The organism is Tritonibacter sp. AK171 (assembly GCF_030127025.1).
Lineage (GTDB): Bacteria > Pseudomonadota > Alphaproteobacteria > Rhodobacterales > Rhodobacteraceae > Epibacterium > Epibacterium mobile.
Genome location: NZ_CP126134.1, coordinates 1,556,301 through 1,576,318, shown reverse-complemented (window position 1 = coordinate 1,576,318; position 20,018 = coordinate 1,556,301). Strand labels below are relative to the sequence as shown.

Here is a 20,018-nt window from a genome sequence, read left to right as displayed (position 1 = left end):
ACTTTTGCGCAGGCGCGCAGTATCGCGCGAGCCATGAAACTGAGCGATTTTGATTTCGACCTGCCCGAGGATCTGATTGCGACACGGCCCGCCGTGCCGCGCTCTTCGGCGCGTTTGCTGGTGGCAGAACAGGATCGGATCACCGATGCCCGCGTCACCGATCTGCTGCAATGGCTGAAGGCTGGTGACCGGCTGGTGCTGAACGACACGCGCGTGATCCCCGCGCGGCTGAGCGGGCAGCGGCATCGCACCTCTGCCCAAGGCCCGGTGTCCGCCCGTATTGAGGTGACACTGCTGGAGCCGCAGGCCGACGGCTGCTGGAGCGGTCTTTTGAAGCCGCTCAAGAAAATCAAGATCGGGGAAACCGTGCGTTTCTCGGATGCGCTCTCGGCAGAGCTGGTTGATGTGGTCGAGGGCCAAGGGCGGCTGCGCTTTAATCTGGCGGGCGATGATTTCGACGCCGCATTGGCCGAGGCGGGCGCGATGCCGCTGCCGCCTTATATCGCCGCCAAACGTCCCGCAGATGAGCAGGACAAGACCGATTATCAAACTGTCTGGGCGCGCAGTTCTGGCGCGGTGGCGGCTCCGACGGCGAGCCTGCATTTTGATGAGCCTCTGTTGGCAGCGCTTGCGGCCAAAGGGGTGGAGTTTACCTATGTGACGCTGCATGTGGGCGCGGGAACCTTTCTGCCGGTCAAGGTCGAAGATGTGACCAGCCACAAAATGCACGCCGAATGGGGGCAGGTGACAGCCAAGGCCGCAGCCGAGATCGCCGCCACCAAAGCCGCTGGCAAGCGGGTGATCCCTGTGGGCACCACGGCGCTGCGGTTGATTGAAAGTGCAGCGCGAGACAGCGGCGCGATTGCGCCTTGGGAAGGTGAGACGGATATCTTTATCTATCCGGGGTTCACCTTTCGGGTGGCCGATGCGCTGATGACCAACTTCCACTTGCCCAAATCCACCCTGATGATGCTGGTTTCGGCCTTGATGGGACAGGAACGGATGCGCTCTGTTTACGCCCATGCGGTAACCGAACGCTATCGGTTCTTCTCTTACGGTGACGCGTCGCTGCTGATTCCCTGACACGGGCGGAGTATGCATTTCTCCCCTTGTCCGCTAGGCTTGGCCGGGCAGGGGGTTGACCCATGCTCCGACTGTGCGAAAGGTCGCCGCAAGACCACCCCGAGTCGGTATTGCCGGGTCAGGGTGACGATAAACAGACCATGACTGGAACCTTGCGGCGCGCGTGGGCGTTTGCGTTTGCATTCTGCCCCACTCCTTATTCGGCGTGGGCCGGGGTTTTTACGACAATACCGTGCGGCATAAGGCCCGCGGACTCCTGACTCTGACCGAAGGAGAAGAGACGAGATGCTGCAAGTTCTGTCGAGCGCCTGGGCGCTCCTCTTGGGGATTGGCCTTTTGATGCTGGGCAACGGCCTGCAGGGGACGCTCTTGGGCGTGCGCGGTGGCATTGAGGGCTATTCAACCCTGACAATGTCACTGGTGATGTCCACCTATTTTGTCGGTCTGCTGTTGGGGTCATGGGTGGCGCCGGGAATGATCCGGCGTGTGGGCCATGTGCGGGTCTTTGCGGCACTGGCCTCATTGATTTCGGCGGTGATGGTGATCTATCCGGCACTGCCGAACCCGTTTGTCTGGATGCTGGGCCGTCTGATCGTCGGTTTCTGTTTCTCGGGGGTGTATGTGACGGCGGAGAGCTGGCTCAACAACGCGGCTGACAATGAAAACCGCGGTAAAGCGCTGTCGCTCTATATGATCGTGATGACGCTGGGGCTGGTGGCCGCACAGGGCTTTATCCTGATCGGTGATCCGGCGGGGTATCTGCCCTTCGTGATTGCCTCTATCGCTGTTTCGATCTCTTTTGCGCCGATTTTGCTGTCGATTTCACCAACCCCTGCCTTTGACACCGCCAAGCGGATGACCCTGCGCGAACTGATGCAGGCGTCCCCTCTGGGCTGTGTGGGGATGTTCCTGATCGGCGGCGTGTTCTCGGCGCAGTTTGGTATGTCGGCGGTTTACGCCACCGAGGCTGGGCTGAAACTACATCAGGTCTCGCTCTTTGCCGCGAGCTTTTATGTCGGTGCCTTGTTCATGCAGTTTCCGCTCGGATTCTTGTCGGACCGGATGGATCGGCGTGTGCTGATCATGTTTGTCGCCGGGATTGCCGGGGTGACCTCGGTGATGGCGATGATGCTGAGCGGTTCTTTCATATTGCTGCTGATTGCCGCCTTTACCATCGGCGGGCTGATCAATCCGCTCTACTCGCTGCTTCTGGCACATACCAATGACTTCCTCGATCATGACGACATGGCCTCGGCCTCGGGCGGTTTGATCTTCATCAACGGGCTGGGGGCCTGTAGCGGTCCGGTGATCATCGGTTGGCTGATGTCAGACGATATCTTTGGCCCCAACGGCTTCTTCCTGTTTATGGCCGTGCTCTTGGGGGTGTTGGTCGCCTACGCCGGATATCGCGCAACGCAGCGGTCGACCATTCCCGTCGAAGAGACCGGCGTTATGCCTGCCATGAGCCCCTCTGTGACCTCGGTCGCGGTTGAAGTGGCGCAGGAATATGCCATCGAGACGGAACTCGAAGAGCAAGAAAACGCCGCTGCCACAGGCTGATAGCGCCAACACGCTGAAAAATTGGCCATCTCTTCACAAAAGTGACGGAGGTGGCCTTTTTTGTAACTTAACGTCACTTGTACTCGACCCGTGAATCAGGCTCATCATGGGGTGTCACGATAGTTTTACAGCCGGTGGAGAAAGACCAATGGCAGCCCCTGAAGAGATACTGGAATTCTGGCTCGATGAGGTCGGAGAAGAAGGCTGGTATCGCCAAGATGATGCGCTGGACGCAGAGATCCGAAAGCGGTTTGAACAGGCATGGCGCAATGCCTGCGAGGGGAGCTACTCGCTGTGGCTGACCTATCCCAGTGGCACATTGGCCTATATCATTCTACTGGACCAGTTCCCGCGCAATATGTTCCGTGGTGAAGCAAAGGCCTTCGCATCCGACCATATTGCGCTTGCGGTGGCCAAGGCGGCTGTGGATCGCAAATGGGATCTGAAAATCGATGAACCAGCACGGCAGTTCTTCTATCTGCCGATGATGCATTCCGAGAGCCTGTGCGATCAGGAGCGCTGCGTGCGTCTGATTCACGAGCGGCTCGACAAGACCGGCGCGCAGAACTTGCTGCACGCCCGGGCGCATCGCGAGGTGATCCGCCTGTTTGGCCGCTTTCCCTATCGCAACGAGGCGCTGCACCGCCACAGCACCGCGCCGGAACTGGATTACGTCAGCGCCGGTGGTTATGGCTCCACGGTGCGGGAGTTGCAGGCCATCGCCTGAACCTGATTGATCCCGAAGCATTCTAAAGCCCCGCCGATCCATCCGGCGGGGCTTTTGCGTTTGCATGGGCGAGAAGCTGCCATGCCGTGAGAGAGCAGCGAATAGATTGCCCGAACTCCGCAAGCCTGTGTAATTCTCTGCCAGAGGTGAGAGGTGGACGAGCGATGAAATTGCACGGGATGATAGTCGCGGGAGCCGTGGCTCTGGCCTCAGCGGCGATGTCGGATGAGCCAGATTGGGCAAGGCTCATGGCGGAGGCAGAATGGGACTGGCGGCCGGGCGATCTGATTTTTCGAAATGGTTTGAATGACGCGGATGATGTGCTCAAACATGCCTCAGACGCACCATGGGCGACGGTCGGGATATTGCGTGCCTCCAGTGGCGGGCCGCGGGTGGTCTATGTCGATGAGACGAAGGGCGTGACAGAGGTCATGCTCTACCGCTTTGTCGAAGAACTAACACCAGAGGACTATGCGGTCTATCGTATTGAAAGCCTGTCCAGCACGCTTGCGGATGGCCAGCAATTACAGGGACCGCTGGCCCGTTATGCGCTGAATGTGGCGTTTGGTGCGCCCTTTGATGCTCAGTTTCAGCTCGGCAATGACGCCTATTACAGCGCAGAACTGATTTACGAGGCCGCGATGTCAGCCGGGGTGAAACTGGCAGAGCCTGTCACGCTTGCCAGTCTTGCTGCTGCTGACACTGAACTGGGAGTAAGGGTGTTGACAGCCGCGCATGCGTCGCAGGACTGTGCAAGCGCGCAATGCGGGTCTTTGGTTGCGGCGCAGAAGATCGTCACGGTGAATGCGCTGCTCCGCTCGGATGCGCTGACGCAGGTTTTTCCTGAATAGGCGGTCCCATTGCTTGGCTGTGCGAAGTCGGTTTTTTGGTTGAACCCGCAGTGTTGCTTGTTAGGGTCGCATGATGTGACGCCGCAGTCTGAGGCCGGGCAGGCATCTGCTCTGCTTCGACAGTTGCGGCATCGAGGAAATTAGTTTAACGGTAAACTAGTTTTGGATCTTTGTTCATGAGGGAACACAATGGCCGCAGCATCCTATGACGTGATCGTAATCGGCGCAGGCCCCGGTGGCTATGTCGCCGCAATCCGGGCCGCGCAGCTCGGTCTGAAGACCTGCGTGGTCGAGCGCGAACACCTGGGCGGCATCTGCCTGAACTGGGGCTGTATCCCCACCAAGGCGCTGTTGCGGTCGTCAGAGGTGTTCCACCTGATGGAGCGGGCCAAGGATTTTGGCCTCAAGGCCGAGAACATCGGCTACGATCTGAACGCGGTGGTGAAACGCTCGCGCGGTGTGGCCAAGCAACTCTCGGCGGGCGTCAAAGGTCTGCTGAAAAAGCACAAGATCGACGTCGTCATGGGCGCGGCAACAATTCCTGCCAAAGGCAAGGTCTCGGTCAAGACCGACAAGGGCACCGAAGAGCTGACCGGCAAGAACATCATCGTCGCCACCGGCGCGCGGGCGCGCGAATTGCCGGGGCTGGAGGCCGATGGCGATCTGGTCTGGACCTATAAGCACGCACTCGACCCCAAACGCATGCCGAAAAAGCTGCTGGTCATCGGTTCCGGCGCGATCGGTATCGAATTTGCCAGCTTCTACAACACCTTGGGGTCGGATACGACCGTGGTTGAGGTGATGGATCGCGTCTTGCCGGTTGAGGACGAGGAAATCTCGAAATTCGCCAAGAAAGCGTTCGAGAAACAAGGCATGAAGATCATGCAAAAGGCGATGGTCAAACAGCTTGATCGTGCCTCTGGCAAGGTCACCGCTCATATCGAGGTGGGCGGCAAGGTTGAGAAACACGAGTTTGACACGGTGATTTCTGCGGTCGGCATCGTCGGCAATACCGAGGGCCTCGGGCTGGAGGAACTGGGCGTCAAGATTGACCGCACTCATGTGATTACCGATGAATACTGCCGCACTGGTATCGATGGCGTCTATGCCATTGGCGATATCGCCGGTGCGCCGTGGCTGGCGCATAAGGCCTCTCATGAAGGTGTGATGGTGGCCGAGCTGATCGCCGGCAAACACGCCCATCCGGTGAAACCCGAGAGCATTGCGGGCTGTACCTATTGTCACCCGCAGGTGGCCTCGGTCGGCTATACCGAAGCCAAGGCCAAGGAGCTGGGCTACAAGGTCAAAGTGGGCCGTTTCCCCTTTATCGGCAACGGCAAGGCGATTGCCTTGGGGGAGGCTGAGGGCATGGTGAAGACTGTGTTCGACGAGAAAACCGGCGAGCTCTTGGGCGCGCATATGGTGGGTGCTGAAGTCACCGAGCTGATCCAGGGCTACGTGGTCGGGCGTCAGCTGGAAACCACCGAAGAAGACCTGATGAACACCGTCTTCCCGCATCCGACCCTGTCGGAAATGATGCATGAAAGCGTGCTGGATGCGTTTGACCGGGTGATCCACATCTGATTTCACCAGCATTGGTTTATGAAAGGCCGGGTCTCATGCCCGGCCTTTTTTATGCGTTTTGTGTGGGTACAAAATAGCTGCCCTGTTGTCTGGCGTCCCGGCGGGCACAGGCATAGGGTGGCGGCTCATTTTCAGCGGGCGAGGGCGACGGGATGCAGCAGGGGCGTGGGACAAATTGGGTCATGGTGCTGCTGATCTGGGCTGCGGGCCTGGGCGCTGCAGCGCAATACGGCAAGATCGCCGTGACCTTTGACCGGTTGCCCCAGCTTTACCCGAATGTCGGGGCTGCCATTGGCTGGGCCGTTTCTTCGGTCGGGGTGCTGGGGATCGTCTTTGGCGTGGTGGCGGGGCTGTTTGTGTCGGCGTTCGGCTATCGGCGTACACTGGTCTGCGCGCTTTTGCTTGGATCGCTGATGTCGGCGCTTCAGACGCTGCATCTGCCCTTTGGTCCGTTTCTGCTGACGCGGGTGGTCGAGGGAATCTCGCATCTGGGCGTGGTGGTGGCCGCGCCGACGCTGTTGGCGATCCTGGCACACGGCCCCGCGCGCGGATTGGCGCTGACGATCTGGAGCACCTTTTTTGGTGTGGCCTTTGCGATCCTGAGCTGGGCCGGGCTGCCGCTGGTCGATGCCTATGGCGTGCTGGCGCTGTTTGGCGTGCATGCGGCGATCATGGCGGTGCTTGCGGTGATCCTGCATCTGGCGCTGCGCGATGTGCCAGTGCCCGCGCGCACGCGCTATCCGGACCTCAGCGCCTTGCCCGCGCTGCACCTCAACATCTATCGCTCGCCCTATAAAACCGCACCTGCGGCGGGGTGGCTGTTTTACACCTGCTGTTTTGTGGCGGTGCTGACGGTGCTGCCGCCCTTTATCGACGAGAGCATCCGCCTGCATGTGATGGGCGCCATGCCGCTGGTCTCCATTGCGGTGTCGATGACAATCGGCGCACTACTGCTGCGGCAGATACCCGGCGTGGCCGTGGTGCAGATGGGATTTCTGATCGGTGCCGCGGCGATGCTGTGGCTTTGGGCCATGCCGGGGCATTGGCTGGCCTGTATGGCGCTGGCAGCGGGGTTCGGGCTGGTGCAGGGCGCAAGCTTTGCCGCCGTGCCGCAGCTCAATGACATCGCCGCCGCGCAATCCGAAGCCAATGGCGCCATGGCGCAGGCCGGCAATCTGGGCAATGCCATCGGCACGCCGCTGTTTGTCGCGGTGATTGCATTTGGCGGCTATGGCGCGTTGATGCTGACGGTGGCGCTGCTGCTTTTCTGTGGCGCGGTGGTGCATCAAAGCCTCGCTTCTCAGCGCCGCCGCTGGGCCGCTGACAGTTTCTGACAGCACAGCGCGCACCGTTCCCTGTCTGTTCCGCATTTTCTCTTGGAGACTCGGGGCAGCTCACCTATGTGTATTGCAAAGTTTGGGGGCGATATGGCTGAGTTGAAGAATATCGAGGTGCGCGGCGCGCGCGAGCACAATCTCAAGAACATCGACGTGGACATACCGCGCGATGAACTGGTGGTGATTACCGGCCTGTCGGGATCGGGCAAATCGAGCCTTGCGTTTGACACCATCTATGCCGAGGGGCAGCGCCGCTACGTTGAATCCCTCAGCGCCTATGCGCGCCAGTTCCTCGATATGATGGAAAAGCCGGATGTGGATCATATCTCGGGTCTGAGCCCTGCGATCTCCATCGAGCAGAAGACCACGTCGAAAAACCCGCGCTCCACCGTCGGCACCGTCACCGAGATTTACGACTATCTGCGACTGCTGTTTGCCCGCGCGGGCACGCCCTACAGCCCCGCCACCGGCCAGCCCATCGAGGCGCAGCAGGTGCAGGACATGGTCGACCGGATCATGACGCTGGAGGAGGGCACGCGCGGCTATCTGCTGGCGCCTATCGTGCGGGATCGGAAGGGCGAGTACAAAAAAGAGATGCTGGAGCTTAGGAAGCAGGGGTTCCAGCGCGTCAAGGTGGACGGGGAGTTCCACGACCTTGATACGCCGCCCACTCTCGACAAGAAATTCCGCCATGACATCGACGTAGTGGTGGACCGTCTGGTGGTCAAAGAAGGCATCGAGACCCGGCTGGCGGACAGCTTGCGCACCGCGTTGGATCTGGCCGACGGGATCGCCATTCTGGAGACCGCCCCGCGTGAGGGCGACCCGGAGCGGATCACATTCAGTGAGAATTTCGCCTGTCCGGTCAGTGGTTTCACCATCCCCGAGATCGAGCCACGTCTGTTCTCCTTTAACGCGCCCTTTGGGGCCTGTCCCCATTGTGACGGTCTGGGCGTGGAGCTGTTCTTTGACGAGCGCCTCGTGGTGCCGGATCAGAGCCTCAAGGTTTATGACGGGGCGCTGGCGCCCTGGCGCAAGGGCAAATCGCCCTATTTCCTGCAGACCATCGAGGCGATCGCCAACCACTATGAGTTCGACAAGAACACGCCGTGGAAGGATCTGCCCGCGCATGTGAAACAGGTATTCCTGCATGGCTCCGGCGATGAGGAAATCGCCTTTCGCTATGACGAGGGGGGGCGTGTCTACAATGTGACCCGCGTCTTTGAGGGTGTGATACCCAATATGGAACGCCGCTATCGCGAGACGGATTCCAACTGGGTGCGCGAGGAGTTCGAGCGCTACCAGAACAACCGTGATTGCGGCCATTGTGGCGGCTATCGTCTGCGCGAAGAGGCGCTGGCAGTGAAGATCGGCCCGGCCAAGGGCCCCGCCGAGCATCGTCTGCATGTGGGGCAGGTGGTGGAGAAATCCATCCGCGAGGCGCTGGCGTGGATTGAGGAGGTGCCGAGCCACCTCACGGCGCAGAAACAAGAGATCGCCCGCGCCATCGTCAAGGAAATCCGCGAGCGTCTCGGGTTCCTCAACAATGTCGGGCTGGAGTATCTGACACTTTCGCGCAACGCGGGTACGCTGTCGGGCGGGGAGAGCCAGCGCATTCGTCTGGCGAGCCAGATCGGCTCTGGTCTGACGGGGGTGCTCTATGTGCTGGATGAGCCCTCAATCGGTCTGCACCAGCGCGACAATGACCGGCTGATCACCACGCTCAAGAACCTGCGCGATCAGGGTAATACGGTGATCGTGGTGGAACATGACGAGGATATGATCCGTCAGGCCGATTACGTCTTTGACATCGGCCCCGGTGCCGGGGTGCATGGCGGTCAGGTCGTCAGCCACGGCACGCCCGCCGCAATCGAGGGCGATGCGGGCTCGGTGACCGGGCAGTATCTGGCCGGAACGCGTGAAATTGCGGTGCCCGCCACCCGGCGCAAGGGCAACAAGAAGAAGATCAAAGTGGTCAAGGCCACCGGCAACAACCTGAAAAACGTCACCGCCGAATTCCCGCTGGGGAAATTTGTCTGCGTCACTGGCGTGTCGGGCGGCGGCAAGTCCACGCTGACCATTGAAACGCTGTTCAAGACTGCCTCCATGCGCCTTAACGGTGCGCGCCAGACGCCTGCGCCTTGCGAGACCATCAAGGGGCTGGAGCATCTGGACAAGGTGATCGACATCGACCAGCGCCCCATCGGGCGTACGCCGCGCTCGAACCCTGCGACCTATACCGGGGCCTTCACGCCGATCCGTGACTGGTTTGCCGGTCTGCCCGAAGCCAAGGCGCGCGGGTATAAACCGGGGCGGTTCTCCTTTAATGTGAAGGGCGGGCGCTGCGAGGCCTGTCAGGGGGACGGGGTGCTGAAGGTCGAGATGCATTTCCTGCCCGACGTCTATGTCACCTGTGAGACCTGTCAGGGTGCGCGCTACAACCGTGAAACACTTGAGATCAAGTTCAAGGGCAAGAGCATTGCCGATGTGCTGGATATGACGGTGGAAGACGCGCAGGAGTTCTTTGCCGCCGTGCCCTCGATCCGCGACAAGATGGACGCGCTGATGCGGGTGGGTCTTGGCTATATCAAGGTGGGTCAGCAGGCCACGACGCTCTCGGGCGGTGAGGCGCAGCGGGTGAAGCTGTCCAAGGAGCTGGCGAAGCGTTCAACCGGTCGGACGCTTTATATTCTGGATGAGCCGACCACGGGTCTGCATTTCGAGGATGTGCGCAAACTGTTGGAAGTGCTGCATGAACTGGTGGAGCAGGGCAACTCCGTGGTGGTGATCGAACATAACCTCGACGTCATCAAGACCGCCGACTGGCTGATCGATATTGGTCCCGAAGGCGGTGATGGCGGCGGTGAGATCGTGGCATCGGGCACCCCGGAGCAAGTTGCTGAGGAGCCGCGCAGCCATACGGGGCATTATCTTAAACCGATGCTGGCGGCCAAAGCGCGCAAGAAAGTCGCGGCCGAGTAAGGGCCAAAGGGCGAGGGGCGCTGCCCCTCGCGCTCCCCGGGATATTTGGCGTTAGAAGAGGGACGGGACGCGAGAGATTTATCCCGCATCTCTTGAATAGCTGTGATCCGCACCTCAATTAAGTAAAGCGTTTTAACATTGAGGGTATTGTCATGGGAGTGCGAGCGATCTCTGCACGGGGCTTGGGTCTTGCTGCTGTCATTCTTGCTGCTGGAACTGCAGCGCGGGCGGAGGTGACCGAGTTTGAATTCACGGATTTTGACAGGATTGTTCTTTCGGAGGCGATTGAGCTTACGGTGAACACCGGTGCGGAGGCCTATGCTGTGCGCGGTGAGGCCGGGGGGCTATCCGGGACGGCGCGCCTGCAGGTGAAGCAGGAAGGGGACACGCTGAAGATTGAGCGTACTGAGCGCTGGTCTCCGATGATGGGGCTATTGGATGGGCAACTGCGGGTCTATGTCGATCTGCCCGAGCTGAAGGAATTGACCGTGGACTCGGCGGCGCTGGCGCGCGTGTCGGGCAAGGCCGCGCAGACGGTGGTGTTTAACGTGGACAGCGGCGGCCAGCTTGAGGTGTCGCAACTGGACAGTGAGTTGGTGCGCGTTCACGCGAGCTCTGGTGGGGATCTGGAGATCTCTGGTCGCTGCAGCACATTGGAGGTGACCGCAAGCAGCGGTGCGGATGTGGATCTGGAGGATCTGCGCTGTCAAGACGTGCACGTTGTGGCCTCTAGCGGGGCGGATGTGGATGTCACCGCCACCACCCGCCTGCAGGGCGATGCCAGTAGCGGGGGTGATATTTCTGTCGAGGGGCAGCCGGCACAGCGTGAGGTGCGCAGTTCCAGCGGCGGCAATATCAGCTTTGACGACTGAACTGTGCCTCTGAAGGTGATGCAGGGGTGCTGAGCAGCAGCGGCAGCATGAACATCGCCAGAGAGACGGTGTTCATCACCACATTGAACCCGGCACCAGAGAGTATGGAGCCAAGGCTGTCGGGGAGATACCATGCCAAAAGTGCCGGGATCAGAACCCGCCGCGCGAGGGTTGGGTTTTGCAAAAAGAGCCTTGTGGTGACCTGCCAGATCAGCACGCCCAACCCGCACAGCAGCCCACCGGAAATCGCCATCATCAACTGCGCGACCTCGTGATCCATGTCTTGTGTGCGATCCAGTGGCAAGAGCGCGAGATCGACGAATATCAGCCCCGCGGGCTTGAGCAGGCTATGCGGGGCCAGCATGAGCATGAGGCCAAAGAGCACTGTGCCCGCAGAGGTCAGGCGCAGTAGTTGCGCGGCGCGTTTAGGTGACATCGCTATTTCCCTTTTGATGCGTCATCGCGCATAGCATTCTGGGAATGAGGGAGGTGTTTCAATTACCTCTGAGGTAACTGTATGCCCATTAGGGGAGAACACCGAGGTGAGCATGGGTGGTTTTGGAACGCAGTTGAAGGACTGGCGACAGCTGCGCCGGATGAGCCAGCTGGATCTGGCGCTTACGGCGGAAGTTTCGGCGCGACATGTGTCGTTTCTGGAAACCGGACGAGCGCAGCCCAGCCGCGAGATGGTTCTGCGCCTTAGCCGGGAATTGCAGTTGCCGCAGGCCGAGGTCAACGCTCTGTTGGCGGCGGCGGGCTTTGCGCCCATCTATGGTGCGCGGGATCTGGGCGATGCGCAGATGGCCCCAGTGCGGGCGGCGGTGGAGTGGATGCTGGAGCGCCACGCGCCTTATCCGGCAATCGCGCTGGATCGTCATTGGCGGTTGCAGCAGGTAAACGCACCGGCACAGAGGCTTTTATCGCCTGTGGGATTGGACGTCGGTGACAGTCTGTTGGACGCGATGCTTCTGAACGACCGGCTGCGCGAAAATATCGTCAACCTTGAGGAGGTGGAGCGGCTGATCTTGCAGCGGTTGCGCAGTGAGCTTGTGCATTTTGGCCGAGACAGCGTGATTGAGGATCATGTGGCGCGGCTGAAATCCCGTGTTTCGACGGACGCGGTGCTTTCGATGCAGCCGCTGCCCGCGATGATCCCGACCCGCTATCGGATTGCGGGGCAGGTGCTGTCGTTTTTCTCGGCGATGTCGCAGTTCGGCACGGTCGAGGATATCGCCCTGTCGGAACTGCGGATCGAGTGCATGTTTCCGGCGGATGAGGCCACGCGGGTGGCGCTCATCCAGTTGGGTGCGCCTTAGCCGCGACCGCGCTTTTCAAACCGGGGCAGCATGGCGGAGAAATCCTTGCCCTTGCCATCCTCGTTGTCGACGAACTGGGTATAGAGCGCTTCGGCCAGTTGCCCCATCGGCGTGTCGGCATCGGCGCTGCCTGCGGCCTGTTGCGACAGGCGCAGGTCCTTCAGCATCAGATCGGCGGCAAACCCCGGCTGATAGCCATTGTCCGCAGGAGACTGCGGGCCGACGCCGGGGGCCGGGCAATAGGCGTTCATCGACCAGCTGTAACCCGATGAGGTTGAGACCACGTCGAACATTTTCTGCCGGTCGAGGCCCAGTTTGTCGGCCAGCGCAAACGCCTCGCAGGTGGCAATCATGGTGACGCCGAGGATCATGTTGTTACAGATCTTGGCGGCCTGACCGGCCCCGGCATCGCCGCAATGCACGGCCTTTTGGCCCATGATATCAAAGAGTGGCGCAGCCTTGGCGAAGGCTTCGGCAGAGCCACCCGCCATAAAGGTCAATGTCCCGCCAGCAGCACCACCGATGCCGCCGGAGACCGGCGCATCAACCGCGAGCAGACCAGATGCCGCCGCCTGATCTGCCACGGCGCGCGAGCTGTCCACATCCACGGTGGAGCAATCCACAAAGGCCGCGCCCGCACCCATGGCAGGGATAATCTCGGAGGCCACATGGCGCAGGATGTCGCCATTGGGCAGCATGGTGATGACCACATCCGCGCCTGTTGCGGCCGCGGCAGCACTTTCGGCCATGGCAACGCCTTCGATCGCAACATCTGCCATATCAAAGCCGGTCACGTCATGGCCTGCCTTGGCGAGGTTCGCCGCCATCGGGCCGCCCATGTTGCCAAGTCCGATAAATCCGATTTTCATGTGTTTAGTCCTCTTCAAAACTCAGAGCATTCGGCCCTAGCGGCTGGAGCATCTGGCTCACGGCCACTGCTGGCACTGTGCCATCGGTGTATTGCCACTTGGGCGATTTGTCCTTGTCGATGATCAGCGCCCGTACCCCTTCGAGGAGGTCGCCTTTCTCCATCGCACGATAGGTGAAACGATACTCCAGATCCAAGGCGCTGCGCATGGTTATGGTGGAGGACCGCAGGCGGTGGATCATTTCCACCGTCGTCGCCACCGAGAGCGGCGAGCCGCGCAACAGCACCTTGAGGCACTCTGCGGCAAATGCGTCATCGCGCGTCTTGAGCGTGGTCAGAATATCGGCTGAGGTCTCGCCCGCAAACGTCGCGTCGATGTCGTCCTGCATGGCTTTCAGCGAGCTTTCGGGTGCTTGCTGTGCGGCGGCCTCAAGGACGGCGACATCGCCCGTTTCCGCAAGGGCTGAGATCAGCGAAGGCCAGCGATCTTCGGGGATGTAGTAATCCGCAAAGCCCGCATAGACCGCATCGCCCGCCGTCATCCGATAGCCGGTGGTGCCGAGGTATTCGCCCAGTCGTCCCGGTGCCAGCGACAGCAAAAGCGAGCCACCCACGTCAGGCACAAGGCCAATGCCGCATTCCGGCATCGAGAGTTTGGAGCTGTCGCCAACGATACGGTGGGTGCCGTGACAGCCGATGCCGACGCCGCCCCCCATGGTAAAGCCCTGAAGGAAGCTCACCACCGGTTTGGGATACTCAAAGATTCGCGCATTCATGCGGTATTCGTCCCGCCAGAACCTGCGGCCATAGTCGAAATCGCCCTTGGTGCCGGTCTCATAGAGTTCGGCAATATCGCCGCCTGCGCAGAATGCTTTGTCACCGGCCGCGTCAAACACCACCAACGCCACGGTGTCGTCCTTGGCCCAGTCCTTGAGCGCGGCGTCAATCGCAAGGCACATGTCATATGACAGCGCATTCAGGGCTTTTTCGCGGGTCAGAGTGATCCGCCCCGCGCGGCCTTCGATACGGATGTGGATGTCGCTCATCGCGCCTGTCCTCCCCTGAAAATCTTAGTGGTTTTCCGCCAGCATATGACGGGCGACGATCACGCGCATGATCTCATTGGTGCCCTCAAGGATCTGGTGCACGCGCAGGTCGCGGACCAGTTTTTCGATGCCGTAGTCCGCGAGATAGCCATAGCCACCGTGCAATTGCAGACATTGATCCACCACTTTGGAGCCCGTCTCGGTGACGAATTTCTTGGCCATGGCGCAGAATTTTGACGCGTCTGGTGCGCCCTGATCGAGCTTCCATGCCGCCTGACGCAGGAAGGTGCGCGCGGCCTGAAGTTCGATCTCCATATCCGCGAGGCGAAATTGCAGCCCCTGGAACTGGTCGATGGATTTCCCAAACGCCTTGCGCTCGGACATATATTGCAACGTGGCGCTGAGGCCGGCTTGTGCGGCACCAAGTGAGCAAGCCGCGATATTCAGGCGCCCGCCATCCAGACCCTTCATGGCGTATTTGAAACCATGGCCCTCTTCACCCACAAGATTGCCTGCAGGAACGCGGCAGTCGTCGAACTGGACCTGTGCGGTGGGCTGGCTCTTCCAGCCCATCTTGTCCTCAAGCCCGCCAAAGGACAGACCCGGCGTGCCATCCTCGACATAGACGGTGGAGATGCCCTTGGGGCCATCTTCGCCCGTGCGCACCATGCAGACATAGGCATCGGAATAACCTCCGCCGGAGATGAACGCCTTGGTGCCATTCAGCACATAGCCCTCGTTATCGCGGGCGGCGCGGGTCTTGAGCGAGGCCGCATCGGAACCGGACCCCGGCTCTGTGAGGCAATAGCTCAGCACCGTATTGAGGCTCATCACGTCGGGCATGACGCGCGCCTTCAGCTCGTCGCTGGCGAACATATCCAGCATCTTGGCGCACATGTTGTGGATCGACAGAAACGCCGCCACCGACGGGCAGGCCATCGACAGCGCTTCAAACACCAAGGTTGCATCAAGGCGCGACAGGCCAGAACCGCCGGTCTCTTCGCTCACATAAAGGGAGCCAAAGCCCAATTCGCCGACCTTGGGCCACAGATCCTTTGGGATGGTGCCCTCAGATTCCCACTGGCGGGCAAACGGCGCGATGTTTTCCTGCCCAAAGCCATAAGCCATATCGAAAATTGCCGTCTGCTCTTCTGTCATTGCGAAGTCCATGGGCTCTCCTCCCCGTTTCATGTGCGGCCGCAGTGCGGGCCACAAGAATTGAACAACTGTTTATTTATTACGCGGCTCGGGGCAGCACTTCAATATGCGGAACTGCAAGATGATCCTGCATGGTTGCGGCAATCCGCGCAAATTACAGGGGATCGGTCACAATTTTTCCACGAATTCACACGGGATTTGAGGGAAATTTTAAGACCTCTGCGCCACTACTTTGGACCAAACGCACTACTGTTTCAGCAGGGAGCAGGTGCAAATTCACAGTCTGAGAAGGAGCGTGATCCTCGTGTCGCAGCCCAATCAAACCAGCAAACTCGCCGTGATGCAGAATGCAAAACCGCAGTTTCCAGAGTTCGAAAAATTTGCCGAGTCCATCAAGTCGCAGGAACGCGCGAAATTCGCCTATGAGATGAAGCACGGGCTGCGCAACAATCGCGCAAAGGACGAAAAACCAAAGGAAACCGCGCAAAAACTCCTGAAAAAGGCGCGGGCGCTGATCCTGAAGCATGAGAACAAGCAGGCAGAAACGGTACTGCGGCAGGCCATCTCGCTGGAGCCGAAAGACGCCAGCATGCATGCGCTATTGGGTGAGGTTCTGATGAAGGACAACGTCCGGCTGATGGACGCGCTGTCGTGCCTGATGCAAGCGGTGAAGCTGGAGCCGACATTTGGCGGCCATTACGCCTTGATCGGAACGCTTTTGATGCGGTTGCAGAAATTCGAGGAAGCGATCGACTATTTTGAAATCGCGGTGAAGTTTGACCCTAAAAACTACATCGCGCTTTCTCGCATGATGCACATCAAGGCGCATCGCGCGCGTTGGGATGGTTTTGAAAAGATCCCGACCTACCTCAAGCAATTCAATAATACGCGCGTTTTGTCGGATCCCTTTGCATTCCTGTCCCTGTGCGATGACGGGGAATTCCAGAAACAGCGCTCCATCTCGCAGGTGCGGGCAAAGCTGACCAACCCGGTCAAAGCGCCGATTTATACCGGTGGTCGCCCTGCAGGGAAGAAACTGCGGATCGGGTATTTTTCCAACGACTATTACAACCACGCGACCATGCATCTGATGGGTGGTTTGTTGGAGAACCACGACCGCGACAGGTTTGAGCTGTATCTTTATGACTACGGCTCCAAAATGCGCGACCACGAACACAACCGCGCCCGTCAGAGCGCAGACGTGTTCCATGATATTCGCCATATGACCACAGCGCAGATTGTGGATCTGGCGACCCGTGACGGTCTGGATATCGCGGTTGATCTGAAAGGCTTCACCGAGGGTGGGCGGCTCGACATGTTCAACAGTCGCGTGGCGCCAGTGCAGGTGGCCTATCTGGGTTATCCCGGCACCTCGGGCCTGAAATCAATGGATTATATGGTGGCGGACCGGGTCACGATCCCGTCCCATTTGCGTAAGCATTACACCGAAAACATCCTTTATATGCCGCACTGTTATCAGCCCAACGATGAGAGCCGCTACATTGCGCAGATGTATGACAGCCGTGAGAGCCATAACCTGCCGGAAGAGAGCTTTGTGTTCTCCACCTTCAACAACCCCTATAAGGTGACCCCGCGCGAATTCGACATCTGGATGAACCTCCTCAAGGAGGTGCCGGACAGCGTGCTTTGGTATTATGTCTCCAATGCGGATATCATCGACAGGCTACGCAAGGAGGCAGAGGCGCGCGGCGTTGATGGTGCGCGGATCATTCCGACCGGACGGATGCAGCCAGAGTATCACCTTGCACGCTTGAAACATGCGGATCTGTTTCTGGATACCTTCAACGTCAACGCCCACACCACTGCAAGCGATGCGCTTTGGGCGGGCCTGCCGCTGGTCACCAAAACCGGTGAGCAATTTGCGGCGCGGGTTGCAGGCAGCATTCTGACAGCCGCCGGGCTAGAGGATCTGGTGACCACGACCGAGAAGAAATATCACGATGTGGCGCTGCGGATCGCGCAGGATCCGGACTATTTGGCGGATATCCGCATGCGTCTGGCCGCGTCTCACAGCAACTCACCTCTGTTTGATACCCAAGGCTATACCCGCGACTTTGAAAGGCTGATGGAGCGGGCGTTCCAGAACTATCTGGATGGCAATGCACCGCGCAGCATGGGGATTTCCGCAGCCTGAGTTCAGGCGCTGTCGTCAATAAAAAAAAGCCGCGTCTCATAAAGAGGCGCGGCTGTCAGTCGCTTCAGCAATACGCTCGCTCAGAGCAGGCGAACCTGCGTGCCGATTTTCACCATCGGATAAAGCTTCTCGACGTGTTGATTATAAAGCCCGATGCACCCGGAGGAGCTTTGACGGCCGATTTTGCGGGTGTCATGGGTGCCATGCACAAGGTAGGCGGGCCAATCCAGATAGAGCGCGCGGGTTCCAAGCGGGTTGTTGGGCACACCCCCTTCGATGCGCTGCGGCAATGTGGGATCGCGCTCGCGCATATTGGCGGTGGGCGTCCAGCTGGGGTTTTCCCGCTTGCGCACGATCTTGGAATAGCCGCGACGGGTCAGCTCTTCGCTCATCGGCACTGAGGACGGGAACAGAATATATGTTTCGCCATCGCCCCCCCAATAATGCAATGCGCGGCTTTCGATATCCGCCAGCAGACAGCCAACGCCCAGCGTTTCAAAGTGATCCTGCCAGCGCTGTTGCTGGAAGGAGGACACGTTCCGCTTCACGGGAACCTGGTCATGAATCGCCTCGACGGTGGTGGGAAACGCGTCGGTGGACTGTGCGCGCAGCAAGCTCGGGGTTGCCAGTGTCGCTGCGGCGCCTGTCATCAACGCGCGACGTGAAAGGGTAAAACGGGATTTGGTGAAGTCGGACATTGGCCCATCCTCATTCGGTTTAATTGCTCGATCTCTTTGCGAGACCATATGAGAGCGGGCGTGCCAACGCCAGTGGCCTGCCGCCAGACCTCGGGTGACATTTGCGTGAGCCGCGTGAGAGCAGCGAAACTGGCAAGAAACAACCGAAGTACAAAACGAGAAAGGCCGCCCGACGATGCCGGGCGGCCTGAACTAAATCCGTGAGTGGTGATTAGTCCATGGCTTTGAAGTTGAACTCGCCGCCTTCTTTGATGCCGGAGAACCAGCGCTGGGTGACGGTCTTGGTGCGGGTGTAGAACCGGAAGGCATCGGGGCCATACTGGTTCAGGTCACCAAAGGCCGATTTCTTCCAGCCGCCGAAGGTGTGGTAGCTGAGCGGCACCGGGATCGGGAAGTTGATGCCGACCATGCCCACGTTGACGCGGTTGGCAAAGTCACGCGCGGTGTCACCATCTGCGGTGTAGATCGCGGTGCCGTTGCCGTAAGCGTTGTCCTTCACGAGGTTCAGCGCGTCCTCGTAGTTGTCCATGCGAACAGTCGACAGAACCGGGCCAAAGACTTCTTCTTTGTAGATGTCCATCTCGGCGGTGACGTTGTCAAACAGGGTCGGGCCAACGAAGTAACCGTTCTCATAGCCCTGAAGCGTCAGGCCACGGCCATCGGTCAGCAGCTTAGCGCCTTGCTCGACACCGCTGTCGATCAGACCTTCGATGCGGGCTTTTGCCTGCGCGGTGATCACGGGACCGTAGTCGATGTCCTCACCGGCGGTGTAGGGGCCGACCTTGAGCTTCTCGATGCGGGGCAGCAGACGCTCGATGAGACCATCGGCGGTTTCTTTGCCGACCGGAACCGCAACGGAGATCGCCATGCAGCGTTCGCCTGCTGCGCCAAATCCGGCACCGACCAGCGCATCTGCCGCCTTGTCGAGATCCGCATCGGGCATGATCAGCATGTGGTTCTTAGCACCGCCAAAGCACTGTGCACGCTTGCCGTTGGTCGCGGCGCGGCCATAGATGTACTGTGCAATCGGGGTGGAGCCGACAAAGCCGACGGCCTGAATGGTCTCATTGTCGAGGATCGCGTCCACTGCTTCTTTGTCGCCGTTCACAACCTGCAGCACACCATCGGGCAGACCGGCTTCTTTCAGAAGCTCCGCCAGATAGAGCGAGGTGGAGGGCACGCGCTCGGAAGGTTTCAGGATCATGGCGTTGCCGCAAGACAGGGCAGGGGCCATTTTCCACAGCGGGATCATTGCCGGGAAGTTGAAGGGCGTGATGCCCGCAACAACACCCAGAGGCTGACGCATGGAATAAAGGTCGATGCCCGGTCCGCCGCTGTCGGTGAATTCCCCTTTCAGGAGGCTCGGCGTGCCCATGCAGACCTCAACCACCTCAAGGCCGCGCTGCACGTCGCCGCGTGCGTCGGGTAGGGTCTTGCCGTGTTCACGGGCAACCAGTTCTGCGAGCGTGTCCATGTGCTCGTTTATCAGCTGGCCGAACTTCATCATCACGCGGGCGCGCTTTTGCGGGTTGGTGGCGGCCCAGCCGACCTGTGCCTCGGCAGCTTTGGCGATCACCGCATCCATTTCGGCTTTGGTTGCGAGCGGCACCTTGGCCTGCACTTCACCGGTGGCGGGGTTCAGAACATCAGCAAAACGGCCGGAGGTTCCGGCAACTTTCTCGCCATTCACGTAGTGGGTCAGTTCCTGCATGTGCAGTCCTCCTCTGATCTCGAGTCCCGCGTATCCTAGGATTGCAAAAACGAACGTAAAAGAGGAAAGG

16 protein-coding genes are annotated in these 20,018 nt (G+C 59.8%); 10 read left to right on the top strand and 6 right to left on the bottom strand.

The window, feature by feature from the left end; genetic code table 11:
* The first annotated feature begins 33 nt into the window (after positions 1-33).
* The 8 genes from queA (at position 34) to QNI81_RS07435 (ending at position 10,996) form a co-directional block, all read left to right on the top strand.
* Positions 34-1,083 (top strand): tRNA preQ1(34) S-adenosylmethionine ribosyltransferase-isomerase QueA, encoded by a 1,050-nt coding sequence (gene queA / locus QNI81_RS07470; RefSeq protein WP_283967876.1) that lies wholly within the window; start codon positions 34-36, stop codon positions 1,081-1,083.
* 285 nt (positions 1,084-1,368) lie between these two features.
* Positions 1,369-2,643 carry an MFS transporter gene (locus tag QNI81_RS07465; RefSeq protein ID WP_009178830.1) on the top strand — a complete coding sequence of 425 codons (1,275 nt, stop codon included), beginning with the start codon at positions 1,369-1,371 and terminating at the stop codon, positions 2,641-2,643.
* A 148-nt stretch (positions 2,644-2,791) separates the two neighbouring features.
* The gene (locus QNI81_RS07460; RefSeq protein ID WP_005658662.1) at positions 2,792-3,370 is read left to right on the top strand and encodes a DUF924 family protein; all 579 of its coding nucleotides are present in this window, start codon (positions 2,792-2,794) and stop codon (positions 3,368-3,370) included.
* 164 nt (positions 3,371-3,534) lie between these two features.
* Positions 3,535-4,221, top strand: a complete 687-nt coding sequence (locus tag QNI81_RS07455; protein WP_283966107.1) for a YiiX/YebB-like N1pC/P60 family cysteine hydrolase — start codon at positions 3,535-3,537, stop codon at positions 4,219-4,221.
* Positions 4,222-4,410: 189 nt separating this feature from the next.
* Positions 4,411-5,805 (top strand): dihydrolipoyl dehydrogenase, encoded by a 1,395-nt coding sequence (gene lpdA / locus QNI81_RS07450; RefSeq protein WP_065321686.1) that lies wholly within the window; start codon positions 4,411-4,413, stop codon positions 5,803-5,805.
* Positions 5,806-5,957: 152 nt separating this feature from the next.
* Positions 5,958-7,139, top strand: a complete 1,182-nt coding sequence (locus tag QNI81_RS07445) for an MFS transporter (protein WP_283966106.1) — start codon at positions 5,958-5,960, stop codon at positions 7,137-7,139.
* Between the two features lie 93 nt (positions 7,140-7,232).
* Positions 7,233-10,124 (top strand): excinuclease ABC subunit UvrA, encoded by a 2,892-nt coding sequence (gene uvrA, locus QNI81_RS07440; protein WP_283966105.1) that lies wholly within the window; start codon positions 7,233-7,235, stop codon positions 10,122-10,124.
* A gap of 152 nt (positions 10,125-10,276) precedes the next feature.
* The gene (locus QNI81_RS07435) at positions 10,277-10,996 is read left to right on the top strand and encodes a GIN domain-containing protein (RefSeq protein ID WP_283966104.1); all 720 of its coding nucleotides are present in this window, start codon (positions 10,277-10,279) and stop codon (positions 10,994-10,996) included.
* Here QNI81_RS07435 and QNI81_RS07430 read toward each other — a convergent pair.
* Complete coding sequence (locus QNI81_RS07430) at positions 10,980-11,432, bottom strand: excinuclease ABC subunit A (protein ID WP_283966103.1); 453 nt, start codon at positions 11,430-11,432, stop codon at positions 10,980-10,982. The two genes, QNI81_RS07435 and QNI81_RS07430, sit on opposite strands and share 17 nt — an antisense overlap.
* A gap of 112 nt (positions 11,433-11,544) precedes the next feature.
* Between QNI81_RS07430 and QNI81_RS07425 the strand changes: the two genes are divergently transcribed.
* A complete protein-coding gene (locus QNI81_RS07425) occupies positions 11,545-12,312 on the top strand; it encodes a helix-turn-helix domain-containing protein (protein WP_283967875.1) in 768 nt (255 codons plus the stop codon).
* Here QNI81_RS07425 and mmsB read toward each other — a convergent pair.
* From mmsB to QNI81_RS07410, 3 genes are read right to left on the bottom strand one after another with little or no spacing between them, the layout of a single operon-like run.
* Entirely contained in the window at positions 12,309-13,181 is an 873-nt protein-coding gene (gene mmsB / locus QNI81_RS07420) for a 3-hydroxyisobutyrate dehydrogenase (RefSeq protein WP_283966102.1), read from the bottom strand. The two genes, QNI81_RS07425 and mmsB, sit on opposite strands and share 4 nt — an antisense overlap.
* 4 nt (positions 13,182-13,185) lie before the next feature.
* Positions 13,186-14,226 (bottom strand): enoyl-CoA hydratase/isomerase family protein, encoded by a 1,041-nt coding sequence (locus QNI81_RS07415; RefSeq protein ID WP_283966101.1) that lies wholly within the window; start codon positions 14,224-14,226, stop codon positions 13,186-13,188.
* Positions 14,227-14,250: 24 nt separating this feature from the next.
* Positions 14,251-15,396: an acyl-CoA dehydrogenase family protein gene (locus QNI81_RS07410; RefSeq protein WP_283967842.1), complete on the bottom strand. Its 1,146-nt coding sequence runs from the start codon at positions 15,394-15,396 to the stop codon at positions 14,251-14,253.
* Positions 15,397-15,688: 292 nt separating this feature from the next.
* On the opposite strand from QNI81_RS07410, the gene QNI81_RS07405 reads away from it, so the two are divergent.
* A complete protein-coding gene (locus QNI81_RS07405) occupies positions 15,689-17,539 on the top strand; it encodes an O-linked N-acetylglucosamine transferase, SPINDLY family protein (protein WP_283967841.1) in 1,851 nt (616 codons plus the stop codon).
* A gap of 80 nt (positions 17,540-17,619) precedes the next feature.
* On the opposite strand, the gene QNI81_RS07400 is transcribed toward QNI81_RS07405, so the two are convergent.
* Positions 17,620-18,237 carry a L,D-transpeptidase gene (locus QNI81_RS07400; protein ID WP_065334109.1) on the bottom strand — a complete coding sequence of 206 codons (618 nt, stop codon included), beginning with the start codon at positions 18,235-18,237 and terminating at the stop codon, positions 17,620-17,622.
* Positions 18,238-18,448: 211 nt separating this feature from the next.
* The gene (locus QNI81_RS07395; RefSeq protein ID WP_005635352.1) at positions 18,449-19,948 is read right to left on the bottom strand and encodes a CoA-acylating methylmalonate-semialdehyde dehydrogenase; all 1,500 of its coding nucleotides are present in this window, start codon (positions 19,946-19,948) and stop codon (positions 18,449-18,451) included.
* Between the last annotated feature and the right edge of the window lie 70 nt (positions 19,949-20,018).